17 protein-coding genes and 1 tRNA gene are annotated in these 15,885 nt (G+C 62.3%); 11 read left to right on the top strand and 7 right to left on the bottom strand.

Translation table 11 applies throughout. The annotated features are described in order from the left end of the window. Positions 1-102: 102 nt before the first annotated feature. Together glp and moaB are read right to left on the bottom strand one after the other, a co-directional pair. On the bottom strand, positions 103-1,314 hold the full coding sequence (glp, locus tag CXK94_RS07010) for a gephyrin-like molybdotransferase Glp (RefSeq protein ID WP_102893807.1): 1,212 nt from the start codon (positions 1,312-1,314) through the stop codon (positions 103-105). Then, positions 1,311-1,850: a molybdenum cofactor biosynthesis protein B gene (gene moaB / locus CXK94_RS07005; protein ID WP_102893769.1), complete on the bottom strand. Its 540-nt coding sequence runs from the start codon at positions 1,848-1,850 to the stop codon at positions 1,311-1,313. Before moaB ends, glp begins: the two co-directional genes overlap by 4 nt. A 67-nt stretch (positions 1,851-1,917) precedes the next feature. Here moaB and mobA point away from each other — a divergent pair, with 67 nt between their 5' ends. From mobA to CXK94_RS06990, 3 genes are all read left to right on the top strand, one after another. Next, positions 1,918-2,520 (top strand): molybdenum cofactor guanylyltransferase MobA, encoded by a 603-nt coding sequence (mobA, locus tag CXK94_RS07000; protein WP_102893768.1) that lies wholly within the window; start codon positions 1,918-1,920, stop codon positions 2,518-2,520. A 52-nt stretch (positions 2,521-2,572) separates the two neighbouring features. Beyond that, entirely contained in the window at positions 2,573-2,794 is a 222-nt protein-coding gene (locus CXK94_RS06995; protein ID WP_102893767.1) for a YgdI/YgdR family lipoprotein, read from the top strand. Positions 2,795-3,204: 410 nt separating this feature from the next. Continuing rightward, positions 3,205-3,281 (top strand) — tRNA-Pro (locus CXK94_RS06990). Positions 3,282-3,439: 158 nt separating this feature from the next. Here the strand turns inward: CXK94_RS06990 and CXK94_RS06985 are convergent. Next, positions 3,440-3,679 (bottom strand): glutaredoxin family protein, encoded by a 240-nt coding sequence (locus CXK94_RS06985; protein WP_037037041.1) that lies wholly within the window; start codon positions 3,677-3,679, stop codon positions 3,440-3,442. Between the two features lie 410 nt (positions 3,680-4,089). Between CXK94_RS06985 and CXK94_RS06980 the strand changes: the two genes are divergently transcribed. From CXK94_RS06980 to CXK94_RS06955, 6 genes are all read left to right on the top strand, one after another. Further along, on the top strand, positions 4,090-5,343 hold the full coding sequence (locus CXK94_RS06980) for an OprD family porin (RefSeq protein WP_102893766.1): 1,254 nt from the start codon (positions 4,090-4,092) through the stop codon (positions 5,341-5,343). A gap of 222 nt (positions 5,344-5,565) precedes the next feature. After that, the gene (locus tag CXK94_RS06975; protein WP_102893765.1) at positions 5,566-5,970 is read left to right on the top strand and encodes a DUF883 family protein; all 405 of its coding nucleotides are present in this window, start codon (positions 5,566-5,568) and stop codon (positions 5,968-5,970) included. 14 nt (positions 5,971-5,984) lie between these two features. Further along, on the top strand, positions 5,985-6,365 hold the full coding sequence (locus tag CXK94_RS06970) for a phage holin family protein (protein WP_102893764.1): 381 nt from the start codon (positions 5,985-5,987) through the stop codon (positions 6,363-6,365). Next, a complete protein-coding gene (locus tag CXK94_RS06965; RefSeq protein WP_102893763.1) occupies positions 6,362-6,682 on the top strand; it encodes a hypothetical protein in 321 nt (106 codons plus the stop codon). The genes CXK94_RS06970 and CXK94_RS06965 overlap by 4 nt, the downstream gene beginning before the upstream one ends. 245 nt (positions 6,683-6,927) lie before the next feature. After that, positions 6,928-8,259 carry a deoxyguanosinetriphosphate triphosphohydrolase gene (locus CXK94_RS06960; protein WP_102893762.1) on the top strand — a complete coding sequence of 444 codons (1,332 nt, stop codon included), beginning with the start codon at positions 6,928-6,930 and terminating at the stop codon, positions 8,257-8,259. 4 nt (positions 8,260-8,263) lie between these two features. Next, entirely contained in the window at positions 8,264-9,352 is a 1,089-nt protein-coding gene (locus tag CXK94_RS06955) for an FUSC family protein (RefSeq protein ID WP_102893761.1), read from the top strand. On the opposite strand, the gene CXK94_RS06950 is transcribed toward CXK94_RS06955, so the two are convergent. Continuing rightward, a complete protein-coding gene (locus CXK94_RS06950) occupies positions 9,336-9,680 on the bottom strand; it encodes a YggL family protein (protein WP_102893760.1) in 345 nt (114 codons plus the stop codon). The genes CXK94_RS06955 and CXK94_RS06950 overlap by 17 nt on opposite strands. Before the next feature lie 279 nt (positions 9,681-9,959). Here CXK94_RS06950 and dacB point away from each other — a divergent pair, with 279 nt between their 5' ends. Continuing rightward, a complete protein-coding gene (gene dacB, locus CXK94_RS06945) occupies positions 9,960-11,417 on the top strand; it encodes a D-alanyl-D-alanine carboxypeptidase/D-alanyl-D-alanine endopeptidase (RefSeq protein WP_102893759.1) in 1,458 nt (485 codons plus the stop codon). A gap of 121 nt (positions 11,418-11,538) precedes the next feature. Here the strand turns inward: dacB and rlmKL are convergent, their stop codons facing one another. Next, positions 11,539-13,713, bottom strand: coding sequence for a bifunctional 23S rRNA (guanine(2069)-N(7))-methyltransferase RlmK/23S rRNA (guanine(2445)-N(2))-methyltransferase RlmL (gene rlmKL / locus CXK94_RS06940; RefSeq protein WP_102893758.1), 2,175 nt, complete (start codon positions 13,711-13,713; stop codon positions 11,539-11,541). Positions 13,714-14,063: 350 nt separating this feature from the next. On the opposite strand from rlmKL, the gene rmf reads away from it, so the two are divergent. Then, positions 14,064-14,279: a ribosome modulation factor gene (gene rmf, locus CXK94_RS06935; RefSeq protein ID WP_003295213.1), complete on the top strand. Its 216-nt coding sequence runs from the start codon at positions 14,064-14,066 to the stop codon at positions 14,277-14,279. A gap of 101 nt (positions 14,280-14,380) precedes the next feature. Here the strand turns inward: rmf and CXK94_RS06930 are convergent, their stop codons facing one another. Next, positions 14,381-15,412, bottom strand: coding sequence for a quinone-dependent dihydroorotate dehydrogenase (locus CXK94_RS06930; RefSeq protein ID WP_102893757.1), 1,032 nt, complete (start codon positions 15,410-15,412; stop codon positions 14,381-14,383). A gap of 89 nt (positions 15,413-15,501) precedes the next feature. Further along, positions 15,502-15,723 (bottom strand): DUF2835 domain-containing protein, encoded by a 222-nt coding sequence (locus tag CXK94_RS06925; RefSeq protein WP_037037006.1) that lies wholly within the window; start codon positions 15,721-15,723, stop codon positions 15,502-15,504. Between the last annotated feature and the right edge of the window lie 162 nt (positions 15,724-15,885).

Raw genomic sequence — 15,885 nt, 5'->3', positions numbered from 1 at the left:
CCAATAGACAGGCAGCAACCGGCCGGAAACCGGATGGAGGAGATAGACAACAGGTTTTGGGGTTGGTTTTACCCAACGAGTCAAGCCCGACGGGCTGTATTTTCAGCCGAACAGCTCACTGAACGGGATGAACCGCACCGGCTCGCCCTCATCGAACCGAGCATGCTCGGGCACCACCACCAGGCCTTGCGCCCATGCGGCACTGCGCAGCACCGACGAACTCTGGTTGGCATAAAGCTGTGCCTTGCCCTGCTCGAGCCGGGCCCGCAGGTACTCGCGGCGCTTGCCGGGCTTCGGCCAGGCAAAGCCTGCGGCAACCGCAAAACCAAGCGGCTCGACCTCGGCGATCCCCATGCGCCGCAACAGGTAGGGCCGGCCCAGCAGGCCGAAGGTCACCAGAGTGGAAGTGGGATTGCCCGGCAGGCCTATCAGCGGAACACCACGATAGTACCCACAGGTCAGCGGCTTGCCCGGCTTGATCGCCAGCTTCCAGAGCGTCAGCTGGCCTTCCTCGCGAAGCACCTGGCCAAGAAAGTCCGCCTCACCAACCGACACTCCTCCAGTCGAGAGAATCAGGTCGACATCACCCAGCGATTCCAGGCAGTTGCGTATCTTCTGCCTATCGTCCGGCAGCACACCGGCATCGATTACCTCGCACCCCAACCGCTCGAGCCAATGGCGCAACAGCACACGGTTGCTGTTATAAATCTGCCCTGGTGCCAAGGCCTGCCCGGCCTCGACGAGCTCATCACCGGTGGAGAGCAGCGCCACCCTCGCCTTCCGCACCACCTTGAGCTCCGTCACGCCAAGCGACGCGACCAGGCCCAGTTCGACCGGCCCCAGACGCATTCCAGCTTCGAGCACGGGATCGCCACGGCGCGCCTCACCACCTTGTGGACGCACGTTCTGCCCAAACCGCACCGACTCGAGAAAACTCACGCGGCCATCGTCCAGCACCCTTACGTTCTCCTGCATCTCCACGGTATCGGCTCCATCCGGCAGCGGAGCCCCCGTGAAGATGCGTGCGCAAGTCCCCGGCATCAGCTCGATCGGCTGCATGCCGGCGAAGACCTTCTGACTGACCGGCAAAGGCCCTCCGGACAAATCCGCGTGGCGGATTGCATATCCATCCATGGCGCTATTGGGCCATGGCGGCAAATCCAGCCCGGCGACCAGCGTTTCGGCCAGCACTCGCCCTAGCGCCGCGCTCGCGGCGACAGTTTCATGCTCACGAATAGACTCGGCATCCGCCTGCTTCAGCAGGAGAGCAAGCGCCTCTTCGACGGGCAACAGATCCATCCGGTCAGCGGTCATGCACGTGTCCCGCACGCACGCCCTGCCTTGAGATGGGCGACAAAGTTACAGGGTCGATGACGCGCATCGAGCTGCTCGGCAAGAATACCGTCCCACGCGGTGCGGCACGCATTGGTGGAGCCGGGCAGGCAGCACACCAGCGTCGCGTTGGCAAGGCCGGCCAGGGCGCGAGACTGCACCGTGGAGGTCCCTATATCGGCAACGGATATCTGCCGAAACAGCTCCCCAAAACCATCGACCTGCTTGTCCAGCAGGCAAGAGACGGCCTCCGGCGTGCTATCGCGTCCAGTGAAACCGGTGCCGCCGGTCACCAGGATCACCTGTACCGCATCGTCGGCAATCCAGCTGGCTACCTGGGCGCGAATGCGATAGAGGTCATCCTTGAGCAGTACCCGGGCAGCCAGCCAATGCCCCGCGGCATCCAGACGATCGACCAGCAGTTGCCCCGAGGTATCGGTCTCAAGGGTGCGAGTGTCGCTGACGGTCAGCACGGCGATGTTCAGAGGAACGAAAACTTGATCGGCAAGATGGCTCATGGCATGCATCCGGTTGTTAGCGTACAGACCGGGTGTTATATCACAGGCTTTTACCGGAGCACCTTCCATGCTCGACTGCAGACTTCCCTCGTGCTCCATCCTGCTGCTGGCAGGCGGTCGCGGGCAGCGTATGGGTGGCCAGGACAAAGGCCTGATCGAATGGCATGGGCGTCCCCTGATCGCCTGGCTGCACGAACTCACACATCCAATGACGGACCAGCTGTTGCTATCGTGCAACCGCAACCAGGAGCGCTACGCAGCCTATGCCGATCGCCTGGTGAGCGATGAAGAAGCGGATTATCCGGGGCCATTGGCAGGGATACGTGCCGGGCTCGCCGTTGCACGCAATCCGTGGCTGCTCGTACTGCCATGCGATACTCCCCTGCTCGACCGCCCCCTGCTGCAGGCCATGTACTCGGCAGCGATCTCCACCCCGGACAGGCCGCTGATGCTGCGCAGTGGCCAGCAATGGGAGCCACTGTTCAGCCTGATCCCTACTCATCTTTCAGAAGCAATCGAAACGCACTGGCAGGCGGGAGAACGAAGCGTACAGCGCCTGCTGCTGCAACTCGGTGCGCACGGCCTCGAGCTGGAGGAAAACGACCACCGCCTTGCCAACCTGAACACGCCGGAGCTACTCGAGCGAACCGCACGACAGATGGGAACTTAGCCGCTGCCCGGTTCGTCCCATGGGTATCGTCACCAGGAATAAGGAATACGTCATGCGTACACGCATCATTCCGGCCCTATTGCTTGCCCTAGGCTTCGGTGTGCTCGCAGGCTGCGCCAACCCGAGCGTGATCACCCTCAACGACGGCCGCGAGATCCAGACACTGGATCGCCCCGAGTACGATGAGGACTCCGGCTTCTATGAATACGAGCTGATCGATGGCAAGCCTGGCAAGGTGAACAAGGACCAGGTCCGCACCGTGAAGGAGCTCTGACACCCCGGTCGAGCCCTTGCGGCACCCCCAACGTAAAGGTGCGCTATGTGCATTGCATGCACCGAGCCAAGTTGGCGCGCCGATGAAAAGCCAGGCAGCTTTTGTGGGAGCCCGACCTCGGGGCGCTGCTCTGAGCTTCCCGGCAGGCCTTCGGCCTGCAATCGCCGCGGGGCACCTCCCACAGGAGCGATGCGTGCCAGTTATGCAATGTTGCCCGCAGGAGCCAGCTTGCTGCGAAACCTGGTGCTGCGGACTGATCGCCAGCAAGCTGGCTCCTACAACCCGCGAACGATCCCGATTGCAGGCGGCAGAATATTTGCCCCTTCAGAAGCCCCTCGCCTCGTCCGTAAAAAAAATCCTGGCTAACCCCTTGTGCAACAAAACTTTTTCTGTAGAATGCGCGCCATCTTCGGAGCGTAGCGCAGCTTGGTAGCGCGTCTCGTTCGGGACGAGAAGGTCGCTGGTTCGAATCCAGTCGCTCCGACCATATCCCGACTATCAGAGCGATTCAGTTTGCTTCTGATAACAAAAAACCGGCCCCTGAGCCGGTTTTTTCATGCCCAGCCTTTCCGGCTACCCTCTCGAACTATCGCAAGTCATACAAAAAAATGGCTCTCAACCATTTTTCTGTCCTCACCCACACCGCTATTCCTGCAGAAATCCCACCACCTGCTCGACTTCGAAAGGCCAGTCCAACTCCGCCCCTGTATCGACTCGCCGCAATACCGGAATGCGAAGCCCGTAGTCATCGACCCATTCCGCCCGCTCGGAAATATCGAGAAGCTCGACCAGCAACCCGTACTCGACCAAGGGCAACAGCACATCTTCGGCCTGTTCGCAAAGGTGACAGCCCAAGGTCCCGAAAAGCTGGCATTCAGGCAACATTTGTTCTCTCTCGCATCGATCGCGTCGACATTCTAGCAGTTGAACGCAGCACCTTCGTCTCTTCAGAAGCAATCGACATCAATGAAACCCCCTCGAAATTGTGAAGTCGTACCCACTCGATTGCAGCCTCCGATATCGCCATTCGACTCCGGACAATCAAAACGCTAGGATGCAGCGGTCAAGACAACGTAGATTGTCTGGCATTAGCGCCTTGTTCTCTCGCCGGCAAGACACCATGGGAGTACCGACGAGAGATATCGAACAGGGAATTACCCTGCGAGAGCGTCTAGTACGTTGACTATCGACCCCTGACGACTAAAGTCTAAAGGTTGAAAAATCCATGTAATGTTTTATTGCATGGCGCCGCAAAGAGCGACTTCAGAGCATCATCCAACGAGGAGAAATAAGAAATGCTCAAGACCCCCATCGCCCGGGGCGTGGCCCTCGCCACTCTGGGAGCAACACTGGCTATCCCCACCCTGGCTCAAGCCGCCTTCATCGAAGACACCAAGGCCGGTCTGGAACTGCGCAACTTCTACTACAACAGTGATAATCGCCAAGAAGGCGCTAGCCAATCCAAGCAAGACGAATGGGCACAAGGCTTCATTCTGCGCGTGGAGTCGGGCTATACCGAAGGCCCTGTAGGCTTTGGTGTCGATGCGCTTGGCCTGCTGGGTGTGAAACTCGACTCGAGCCCGGACCGCACCGGTACCGGCCTTCTGCCGGTGGGCGATTCCGGCGCCCCGGATGATTATTCCGAGCTGGGCCTGACCGCCAAGGCGAAAGTATCCAAGAGTGTTCTGAAAGTCGGCACGCTGCAATTGAAGAACCCTGCGATCGGCACTAGCGACAGCCGTCTGCTGCCGGCAGTAATGCGCGGTGGCCAGCTGGTTTCCAACGAGATCGACGGCCTGACTCTAGACCTGGGTTATATCGACCAGATCAACAACCGGAACTCGACTAACTATGAAGACATGGTCGTCAACAATACCGGCAAAGACATCACTGGCACTAGCGGCGTAGAGTCCGATGAACTTGTCTACCTGGGCGGCACCTACAAGGTCACCAAGGACCTGAGCGCTTCCTACTACTACAGCAACCTGGAAGACTTCTACAAGCAGCACGCACTGAACCTCATTCATGTGCTACCGATTGCTGACGGCCAGTCGCTGAAGACCGACCTGCGCTACCAGCGCTCCAAGGACGACGGCAGCACCAACGTCGATAACAAGGCCTTCGGCGCCATGGTCACCTATTCGATCAGTGGCCATAGCTTCGGCCTGGGTTACCAGAAGATGTCCGGCGACACCGGTTTCGCCTACGTCGGCGGCAACATCGACCCCTACCTCGTCAACTACGTACAGATCGGCGATTTCGCGCGGACCGACGAGAAATCCTGGCAAGCACGCTACGACTTCAACTTTGCCGCCGTCGGCATCCCCGGCCTGACCTTCATGACCCGCTATCTCAGCGGTGAAGACTTCGGGGCTAATGGCGATGGTAAGGAGTGGGAACGCAATACCGATATCGGCTACACCTTCCAGGAAGGTGCTCTGAAGAACCTGAACCTCAAATGGCGTAACGCTACTTTCCGCACCAATGGCACCGGCAACGACATCGATCAGAACCGTCTGATCGTCAGCTACACCATTCCGCTGATGTAATTAGCGGTTGCAGGTGCAGTAGAAGGAAAACCCGCTTCGGCGGGTTTTCTTTTGTCCGCTATTTCCAACGAAGTTTTCCACGCAACCGACAGAACTTCATAGGCCCATTGGCAGCAAGCCACTCAGCGAAGGCCACCGAAGCGGGAACCTTGCATCGCCATCACGCTCGAAACTTGAGGCACAGGGACTTTCCGTTCCTGCAAGACTCATGAGGAGCTGCAGATGTCTACCGATTCCACTTTCGGCACCAGCGACAACACTCCGATTCCCGAAGCGCCCACAGGCGGCACCCCGCCGCTGATCGACAAAACCGCTCATCGCCGCAATCTGCAGGCTGCACAGCATGCGTTGATCGAGGAGTTCCACACCCTGATCGGCGATACCGAACGCCTGCTCAAACATACTCAGGAAACCGCGGGCGGCCAGACCGAAGAACTGCGCAGCAAGATCAACGCGAACATCGCCAAGGCCCGGGAGATGCTCAAGGAGCGGGAAAGCTCGATGCGCGACCAGAGCCAGGCGGCAATTCAATGCACCGAGGAATATGTGCACACGCACCCCTGGCAATCGATCGGTATCGCCGCCGGCGTCGGCTTCTTGCTCGGCCTGCTGTCTTCGCGCCGCTGATGGGAGAGCAGCCAATGGAAGCCAAGCCTGGCGAAGACTCCCCGAAACCCTCGCTGAAGAAGCTGGGCGGTGCATTCGTCGGTCTGCTGCAAGGGCATCTGGAACTGCTCGGTATCGAGGTCCAGGAAGAGAAAGCCCGGACTTTCCGGCTTTTTCTTCTAGCCGGGATCAGCTTGATCCTGGGCCTGCTGATTCTGGTCGGGTTGTCGGCTGCCATTGTCATCGCCTTTTGGGAAACTCATCTGATTACCGCGATTCTGCTGCTCTGCGCCGCCTATGCCATTGCCCTGATCATCTGCATAAGCCGCGCGCTGGCACTTGCCAAGCAATGTGCCGCCCCCTTCCAGGCCACCCTCGAAGAACTTGAGCGTAACCGGGAGCGATTACTGCCATGAGCCGATCCCTGAGCACTCCCAACGATCCGAAGTTGCGCAAGGATCTGGTACGACTTCGGATGGAAATGCACCGCCAGCAGTTGCTCTACCATGCACAGCCCCTGTCGCATCCTCTGCAGCAGGTCAAAGGCATGATGATGACCAGAATAGCGTCGGCCGAACATTCGGCGGGCAAAGGCCCGCTGGTGATAGCCGCAACCGTGGTCCTCGCATTGTTCGGCCGCCGCCTCGGCAAGGTGGGCACGCTCGCCCGCTTCGCGCTGACCCTCTATCCACTGTTCAAGGGGCAACAGAAACTCCGACAGAAACTGCAGTAGCAGCGGGTATTCGAAAGGATGCGATATTGCAGCTCGGCACGATGATGCTTGTGGTAGCTTCACACCTGTCACGACAACACGATGATTGGGTTGCTTGCGCGGGGCTCATACGCTGCCGTAGGTTGGGTTGAGCAACGCGAAGCCCAACAGGCGCGGGATCTCCCCCTTGGCATATCCAGCCGGGCTTCGTTCTCGGACGGTATATATTCTGTGCTGCAACTCTGAAGGCGATATGGAGATAGTCCTTGGACTGGCATACCCTGCTCACCCGCGAACGACTCGGCAAGTCCGTCCACAGCAGCGAGGAACTCGGCCGCAGTCCATTCCACAAGGACCACGATCGCATCATCTTCTCCGGGGCCTTCCGCCGTCTGGGCCGCAAGACCCAGGTACATCCGGTATCGAGCAACGATCATATCCACACACGCCTGACGCACTCGCTGGAAGTGAGTTGCGTCGGCCGCTCGCTGGGTATGCGCGTCGGCGAGGTATTGCGCGACGAGCTGCCGGATTGGTGCAGCCCGGCCGACCTCGGCATGATCGTCCAGTCCGCCTGCCTGGCGCATGACATCGGCAACCCGCCCTTCGGCCACTCCGGCGAGGACGCGATACGCTACTGGTTCCAGCAGGCGGCCGGGCGCGGGTGGCTCGATGACATGAGCGATGCGCAGCGTGCCGACTTCCTCAACTTCGAAGGCAATGCTCAGAGCTTTCGTGTGCTCACGCAGCTGGAATACCACCAGTTCGACGGTGGAACGCGGCTGACCTATGCCACGCTGGGCACCTACCTCAAATACCCCTGGACGTCGCGTCACGCCGAAGCCCTTGGCTACAAGAAGCACAAGTTCGGCTGCTACCAGAACGAGCTGCCGCTGCTGGAACAGATCGCGCAGAAGCTGAACCTGCCCAAGACGGAAGAACAGCGTTGGGGTCGTCATCCGCTCGTCTACCTGATGGAGGCGGCCGACGATATCTGTTATGGCCTGATCGATCTCGAAGATGGCCTGGAAATGGAACTGCTCGATTACGCGGAAGTGGAGGCGCTGCTGCTCGGGCTGGTCGGCGACGATCTGCCGGAAACCTACCGCCAGCTGGGCCCCGGCGACTCGCGGCGGCGCAAGCTGGCGATCCTGCGCGGCAAGGCCATCGAGCACCTGACCAATGCCGCCGCACGCGCCTTCGTCGAGCAGCAGCATGGCTTGCTCGCCGGGCAGCTGCAGGGCGATCTGGTCGAGCACATGCACGGTCCCGCCAAGGCGTGCGTGGTTCAGGCCAAGGCCATGGCGCGGCAGAAGATCTTCCAGGACAAGCGCAAGACGCTGCATGAAATAGGCGCCTACACGACACTGGAAATATTGCTCAACGCCTTTTGCGGCGCGGCCTTGGAGCAACATCGAGGTGGCACGCTCTCCTTCAAGAACCAGCGCATCCTCGATCTGCTCGGACGCGGCGCCCCAGCGCCGGAGTTGCCGCTCTACCATGCATTCCTGCGCATGATCGACTTCATCGCCGGCATGACCGACAGCTACGCCACGGAGATGGCCGGTGAGATGACCGGCCGTTCCAGCCCGGTATAAGCGAATGAAGCGCTTGCTGCGACAGAGCTTTCATTGGCATCCCGTGCGTCCCGCCTGGGGCGCGGCACTGGTCGCCGGCTTCGGCTGCGCCCTACCGTTGCTGCTGGGTTTGTTCAGCGGCCATCCGGGGTTTCTCTGGGCCACCGTGGGGGCCTTTCAGGCGGCCAAGGCCAACCCCCTGCATCGCTTCGGCATGCTGCGCATGCTGCTGCTCATCGCACTGGGCGCCTGCAGTGCAGGCCTGGGCTTCTGGTCGGCTACCCATCCCTTGATCAGTCTTGGCCTGTTCGCCTTTTTCGGCCTGCTGTTGGCCTGGTTGCAGCGCTACGGAAGCGAGGCCGGGAAGCTGGGTATCGGCTTGGCGATCTGCCTGTGCCTCGGCCAGGGGCAGTACGGTATCGCTGACTTCAACAACCCCTATGCGATCGCCGTACTGTTCGCCCTCGGTGGACTATGGGTGACCTTGCTGGCCTTCGGCCTGCGCGGCATGCATGGACTGCGCATGTGGCCGTACATGCCGCGGCTGATGAGCATTCTGCGAGTGCTTCGCCGGCATGCCCGGCGGACGCCGATACGCCAGTGGCGTGCGCATGCCCTGACCTACATGCTGGCCGCGGCCCTGGGCGGGGTAATCGTCAATCTGGCCGGACTGCCACGAGGATACTGGCTGACGCTGGCGGTGTTCACCACCCTGCAGATGGACCTGGAACAGAGCCTGGTGCGAGCGCTACAGGCCGGCATCGGGATATTCGCCGCCGCCGCCATCCTGATCTACCTGGGGCACGGCCTGGCCGATCCACCGTTGATGGTGATGATCCTGCTGCCGCTGGTGGTGCTGGGCAGAGCCTTCCAGGCCAACCACTACGGATTGTTCGTCCTGCAGACGACACTGCTGTTCCTGCTGCTGGCGGAGACCCTGGCGCAAGACTGGAATCTACCGCAGACACGGCTGCTGAACGCAGCCATTGGCGTCGGCCTGGCGCTGCTGGTCGCGTCGTTGATGCATCTCGTGCGGCGGCTGCTGACCAGGCGTTCGCGCAAGAACGCCCGGGCGGCTCAGCCGCCGGAGGACCAGACTATTTCTCGGTCCTGATCGGGTTTTCCGGATACCACACATCCATCAGCGGGCTGAGGGTGTATTCGGCCAGTTCGCTACGGCCTTTCAGCCAGGCATCCACCTTTTCGCGTTGCTCTTCGCTGACCGAGCCTCGGCGGGCAAGGCACACGAAGCCGTAGTCCTCACCCCCGATGTAGCCCAGCTCGTTGGCTTCCATCGCTTCGCTGATGAACGCTTCGAGAAAATCGTCCACGACCTTGCCGTCAGCCCCTTCGCGATAGGTGAGATTGACCTCGAAGCCCAGCTCCTGGAATTCGTCGACACAGAGTTTCTTGCGCAGGCGACGCGAGCGGTTGGTAGCCATTGGATCGATCCTTTTCTACATGATGACGGCGCGCACTCTAACAGCAACCCACAGCCAAGGCGATGATCCACCGGTTCCGGACCAGCCATCGGAAGGTCGGGCCGATCCATATCGCCGTTTTGCAGGAACCCAGCCGGCCCGGCTACGCTTATCGGATAGAGGCACAGCGCCTCTACGGCCCGGGCATAATGGCCCGCAATCGTTCCCTTGGAGCAGTGGGAAACTCATGTCGTACCGTAGCGCCAGCAATTTTCCGTGCCCGTTCAGAGGCGCACATAAATGAACAGAATCCTCCGTGGCATCGCCGTCGCCGCCCTGTCCTTGCCGATGGCACTTCCCCTGCATGCCGCAGGCGTCAACCAGGCCTTGCCGGCGCGGGTCGAAAAGGCCCTGAAAGCCAACAAGATCGACCGGGACGCGCTCTCGGTGGTCATGCTGCCCCTCAACGGCAATGGCGCGCCGACGTTCGTCAACGCCGACGTCTCGGTCAACCCGGCATCGACCATGAAGCTGGTCACCACCTATGCGGCGCTGGAGCTGCTGGGGCCCAACCATCAATGGAAGACCGAGTTTCATACCGACGGTCCGCTGGTGGACGGCACGCTCAACGGTAACCTGTACCTCAAGGGCGGCGGCGACCCGAAGCTGAACATGGAAAAGCTCTGGCTGCTGCTGCGCGATCTGCGCGCCAACGGAGTGAAAAAGGTCACCGGCGACCTGGTGCTGGACCGCAGCCACTTCGTCCAACCCAGCCTGCCGGTGTTCGACGACGATGGGGGCGATCGGAACAAGCCCTTCCTGGTCGGCCCGGACTCCCTGCTGGTCAACCTCAAGGCATTGCGCTTCATCGTTCGCAACGACGGCGGCAGGGTGAACGTCGCGGTCGAGCCGCCGATCGCCAGCGTGCGCGTCGACAATCGCGTGCAGGCCCTGCCTGCCGCCAAGTGCCCGGGCTGGCCGGACGTGCTCTACAACCCGGTGCCGGACGGCGATGGTGTCACCGTAGTGGTCACCGGCAAGCTCGCCGAAGGCTGCAGTGCCCAGACCTATCTGTCGCTGCTGGACCACGAGCGTTATGCCGCCGGCGCCGTCCGCGCCATCTGGGAAGAGCTGGGCGGCAGCATCCTCGGCCGCGACCGCGTCGCGCAGGTGCCCGGCAATGCCCGCCTGCTGGCCAGGGCCTATTCGCCGGACCTGACCGAGATCATTCGCGACATCAACAAGTACAGCAACAACACCATGGCCAAGCAGCTGTTCCTGAGCCTGGGCGCGGAGTTTCGCAACGAAGCGGATGGCGACGATGCCAAGGCCGCACAGCGGGTCATCCGCCAGTGGCTGGCCAAGAAGGGCCTGATCTCGCCCCACCTGGTGATCGAGAACGGCTCCGGCCTGTCGCGTGCCGAGCGGGTCAGCGCGCGCGAGCTCGCCAGCCTGTTGCAGGCCGCCTGGCGCAGCCCCTACGCCGCCGAGTTCATCTCGTCGATGCCGCTGGCCGCGGTGGACGGCACCATGCGCAAACGCCTGCGCAACACGCCGGTGGCCGGCAAGGCGCACGTCAAGACCGGCACGCTGAACACCGTGCGGGCGATCGCCGGCTACAGCCGTGACGGCGACGGCAATACCTGGGCGGTCGTGGCCATCCTCAACCATCCCCGCCCCTGGGGCGCCGCGTCGATCCTCGATCAGGTGCTGGTCAGCCTCTACAGCCAGCGTAACGAGAGTACCGCGCAGCGCTGATACGGGCCTGAGCAACAATGGCAGGCCTTGCGGGCCTGCAATCGCCGCGAGGGCGCGCCTCCTACAGGATTCGGTGGGCGCCCCGCTGCCTTTGTGGGAGGCCCGACCTCGGGGCGATGCTTTAGCGCGCCTGCAGCTTCCAGGCGCGGTGAATCCGGTTGTTGCGGCGGAAGTCCTCGTCCAGCGTGGCGGCGGTGATTTCCTCCACGGCATAGCGCTCGCTCAAGCCTGCATCCAGCACGAACTTGCGGAAATTGTTGGAGAAATACAGCGTCCCGCCCGGTGCCAGCCGTGCCATGGCCAGGTCGAGCAAGGCAACATGGTCACGTTGCACATCGAACACGCCCTCCATGCGCTTGGAGTTGGAGAACGTCGGCGGGTCGATGAAGATCAGGTCGTATTCGCCCCGGTCGTCCGCCAGCCAGGCCATCACGTCGCCCTGCTCCAGCCGCTGGCGGTCCGAGAAGCCATTGAGCGACAGGTTGCGCCGCGCCCAGTCGAGATAGGTCTTCGACAGGTCGACGCTGGTGGTGCTGCGCGCGCCGCCCTTGGCGGCATGCACCGTGGCAGTGGCGGTATAGCAGAACAGGTTGAGAAAGCGCTTGCCGGCGGCCTCGCGCTGGATGCGCAGGCGCAGCGGGCGGTGGTCGAGGAACAGCCCGGTATCCAGGTAATCGGTGAGGTTGACCAGCAGCTTGACGCTGCCTTCGCTCACTTCGAGGAATTCGCCCTGGGTCGCCTGGCGCTCGTACTGGCGGGTGCCCGTCTGGCGCTCACGGCGCTTGACCACCACCCTCTCGCGGGGAATGCCCAGCGCCTGAGGGATCGCCGCCAGCGCATCGAGCAGGCGCGCCTGGGCCTTCTCCGGGTCGATGGAGCGCGGCGGCGCATATTCCTGCACGTGCACCCAGTCGCGGTACAGATCGACGGCCAGCGCATATTCCGGCATGTCGGCATCGTAGAGCCGGTAGCACTCGATGCCTTGGCGGCGCGCCCATTTGCCGAGCTGGCGCAGGTTCTTCTGCAGGCGATTGGCGAACATCTGCCCGCCCTCGCTGAGCCGCGCCTGCTCCAACGGCGCCGGCTCCGCCCGCTCACCGGCAGGCGCACGCTGGCCGGTGACGAACTGGTCAAGCTCGACCTTGATCAGCAGCAGCTTGCAGGGCAAGGCGCCGTTCCAGAACGCGTACTGCTTGTGGCTGCGAACCCCCATGCGCTTGCCGAGGTCCGGTGCCGCGGTGAACACCGCCGCTTCCCAGCCCAGGCAGGCCTGGCGCAGGCGCTCGCCGAGGTTCTGATAGAGATAGAGCAGGCTCGCCTCGTCGCCCAGGCGTTCGCCATAAGGCGGGTTGCAGACGACCAGGCCCTTCTGGTTCTGGTCCGGGCGCGGTTCGAAGGTCGCCACATCGCCCTGGTAGATCCGGATCCAGTTCGCCAGCCCGGCCCGTTCGATATTGTTGCGCCCAGGCTGGATCAGCCGCGGATCGGCTTCGTAGCCACGTATCCACAGCGGTGGACGGGCCAGGCCGGCCTGCGCCCGCGCCTGGGCTTCGGCGTGCAGCCGGTTCCATAGCGCCGGCACATGGCCCAGCCAGGCGCTGAAGCCCCAGCGCTCGCGCTTGAGGTTCGGTGCGATGTCCGCCGCCATCATCGCGCCTTCCACCAGAAAGGTGCCGACACCGCACATGGGGTCGGTCAGCGCGCCACCTGCGGCGGCGATGCGCGGCCAGCCGGCACGGATCAGGATGGCGGCGGCCAGGTTCTCCTTCAACGGCGCCGCGCCCTGCTGCAGGCGGTAGCCACGCTGATGCAGGCTGTGTCCGGAAAGGTCCAGCGACAGCACCGCCTGGCCCTTGTCCAGGCGCAGGTGCACGCGCAGATCGGGATTCAGCTTGTCGACGCTCGGCCGCTCGCCGGATGCGGTGCGCAACCGATCGACAATGGCATCCTTGACCTTCAGCGCGCCGAAATGCGTGTTGTCGATGCCCGAGCCACGGCCACTGAACTCCACCGCCAGGCTGCCACCGGGTTGCAGATGCTCGGCCCAATCGACTGCATGCACGCCCTGATACAGGGTATCGGCGTCGACCGTGGGGAAACGGCTGAGCACCAGCAGCACGCGGTTGGCCAGACGCGACCACAGGCATAGCCGGTAGGCCACTTCGAGCCCGCCGAAACCTCGGATAGCGGAGGTCTGCTCGCGGGCCTCCTCCAGCCCCAGGCCTGTGGCTTCCTCGAGCAGCAGGTTTTCCAGCCCCTTTGGACAGGTGAGTATCAGTTCATGGCGATCGGTCATGGCAGTTCCAGAAATAACCGCTGTGCCCCTTTCGTCGGAACAGGCCCAGCAGGAAAAAACGAGGATGGCGCGGGTAAAAATATCAGGCGACGAATGAGACGGCCCTGGGATGAGGTTCAGATACCGCAGTAAACGCGGCTTATGGGTAGAACCATAGTTTCGTTACCTACTTATGACAAAACGATCATTCCAGCCTCTCGGGCATTGGGTTAGAACTCACCTCAGGCCGGCACCGCAATGGTGCCTGGCGAAACCCGCCACGCCGGCAGCGGGTTTCACTGGCAGCCTAGCTGCCCGGTCTCGCCATGAGGCCACCAGGAACACCAGTCAACCACTGAGGGCAATACCCAATGAGAAGACTCAAGCGTGATCCGATGGAACGAGCATTTCTGCGCGGTTATCAACATGGCATACATGGCAAATCTCGCGACCTCTGTCCTTTTTCACATCCCACCGTTCGCCAAGCCTGGATCAATGGCTGGCGGGAGGGTCGCGGCGACAACTGGGATGGACTGACCGGTACCGCCGGTCTGCATCGACTCAACGAACTTCACGCGGTCGGCTGATTCACCGATCTATCTGACTTCAAACGGCACGCCCCATCCGGGCGGCGGGCTAGCAGCCCTGGGGCTCCGACAGGAGCCCCATTCCGGCAATCGGACCCCACTCAACCTGCCTGCGAGCGCAACGCCGCAATGGCATCCACCGCCTCGCGAATCAGCGCCGGCCCCTTGTAGATGAACCCCGAATACAACTGAACCAGGCTCGCGCCCGCCTCGATCTTCTCGGCTGCGTGGCGGCCTTCGGTGATGCCGCCCACGGCGATGATCGGCAGCCGTCCACCCAGGGTCTGGGCCAGCACTTTCACGGTATGCGTGCTCTTGTCCCGCACCGGCGCACCGGACAGGCCGCCCGCTTCGTCGGCATGGGCCAGCCCGGCCACGCCTTCGCGCCCGAGGGTGGTATTGGTGGCGATGATCGCATCCATCCCCGCCTGGAATACCGCCTCGCCCACCAGCGCGGTTTCTTCATCGGTCATGTCGGGAGCGATCTTGATCGCCAGCGGCACGCGCTTGCCGTGCATCAGCTCGAGGTCTTCGCGGCGCAGCCGCAGCGCATCGAGCAGGTGCTTGAGCGAATCGCCGAACTGCAGGCTGCGCAGCCCGGGCGTGTTGGGCGAACTGACATTGACGGTGACGTAGCTGGCATGGTGGTAGACCTTCTCCAGGCACAGCAGGTAATCGTCCTCGGCACGTTCCACCGGCGTATCGAAATTCTTGCCGATATTGATGCCCAGCACGCCCTCGAAGCGGGCCGCCTCCACCCGCGCCAGCAAGGCATCGACACCCTGGTTGTTGAAGCCCATGCGATTGATGATCGCCTCGGCCTCGGGCAGCCGGAACAGGCGCGGCTTGGGATTGCCCGGTTGCGGGCGCGGCGTGACCGTGCCCACTTCGATGAAACCGAACCCCAGCTGCGATAGCCCGCGAATCGCTTCGCCATTCTTGTCCAGCCCGGCAGCGAGCCCCACGGGGTTGGGAAAATCCAGCCCCATCACCCGTACCGGCAGGCTCGCCGGGGGTTTGCCCAGCATCGCGTTGAGCCCGAGACGGCCGCCTGCGCCAATCAGTTCGAGGGAAAGCTCGTGGGAAGTTTCCGGGGATAACTTGAACAACAACTGGCGGGCCAGGTTATACATACGCAGCCTAACGTCTCGGAAAGTGTGGGCGCGGAGTATAGCAGGCCGGCGCGATTTTCAGCGGCTCGCCGATGCCCTGGAGCATGCATTCATTGCAGCCGGCGCAAGCTCAGCAGCTGCCCTTGCTCGGCGAATTCCAGCTCGAAGGAACCATAGACGCCTTCGCTGGTCAGAAACGGGCGCAGGTGATGCGCAGGCAAACTGACACGCGTTCCGTCACGGCTTCGAATCAGGATTCGATTGGCGCGGCCCTGATACACCGCCTTCATTCGTTCGGCGGGCAATGCGATGTCCAGCACCAGGTTTGGCATGGAGGCTCCTCAGGTGATCCATTCGGCGATATTGCCACATCGACGCGGCACGGCGACGCGAGCCCAGCGCGCCCCTTTTTCTCTCCCGGCGACACCCATTTGCAGCAAAGCCCGTGCGCAAATGCTTCCGGTCTGCCACACTCCGGCCCAAGGCTCTGCCGA

The organism is Stutzerimonas stutzeri (assembly GCF_002890915.1).
Lineage (GTDB): Bacteria > Pseudomonadota > Gammaproteobacteria > Pseudomonadales > Pseudomonadaceae > Stutzerimonas > Stutzerimonas stutzeri_AF.
Note: the sequence above shows the minus strand (reverse complement) of the source record. Positions and strands in the feature narration are given on the sequence as shown.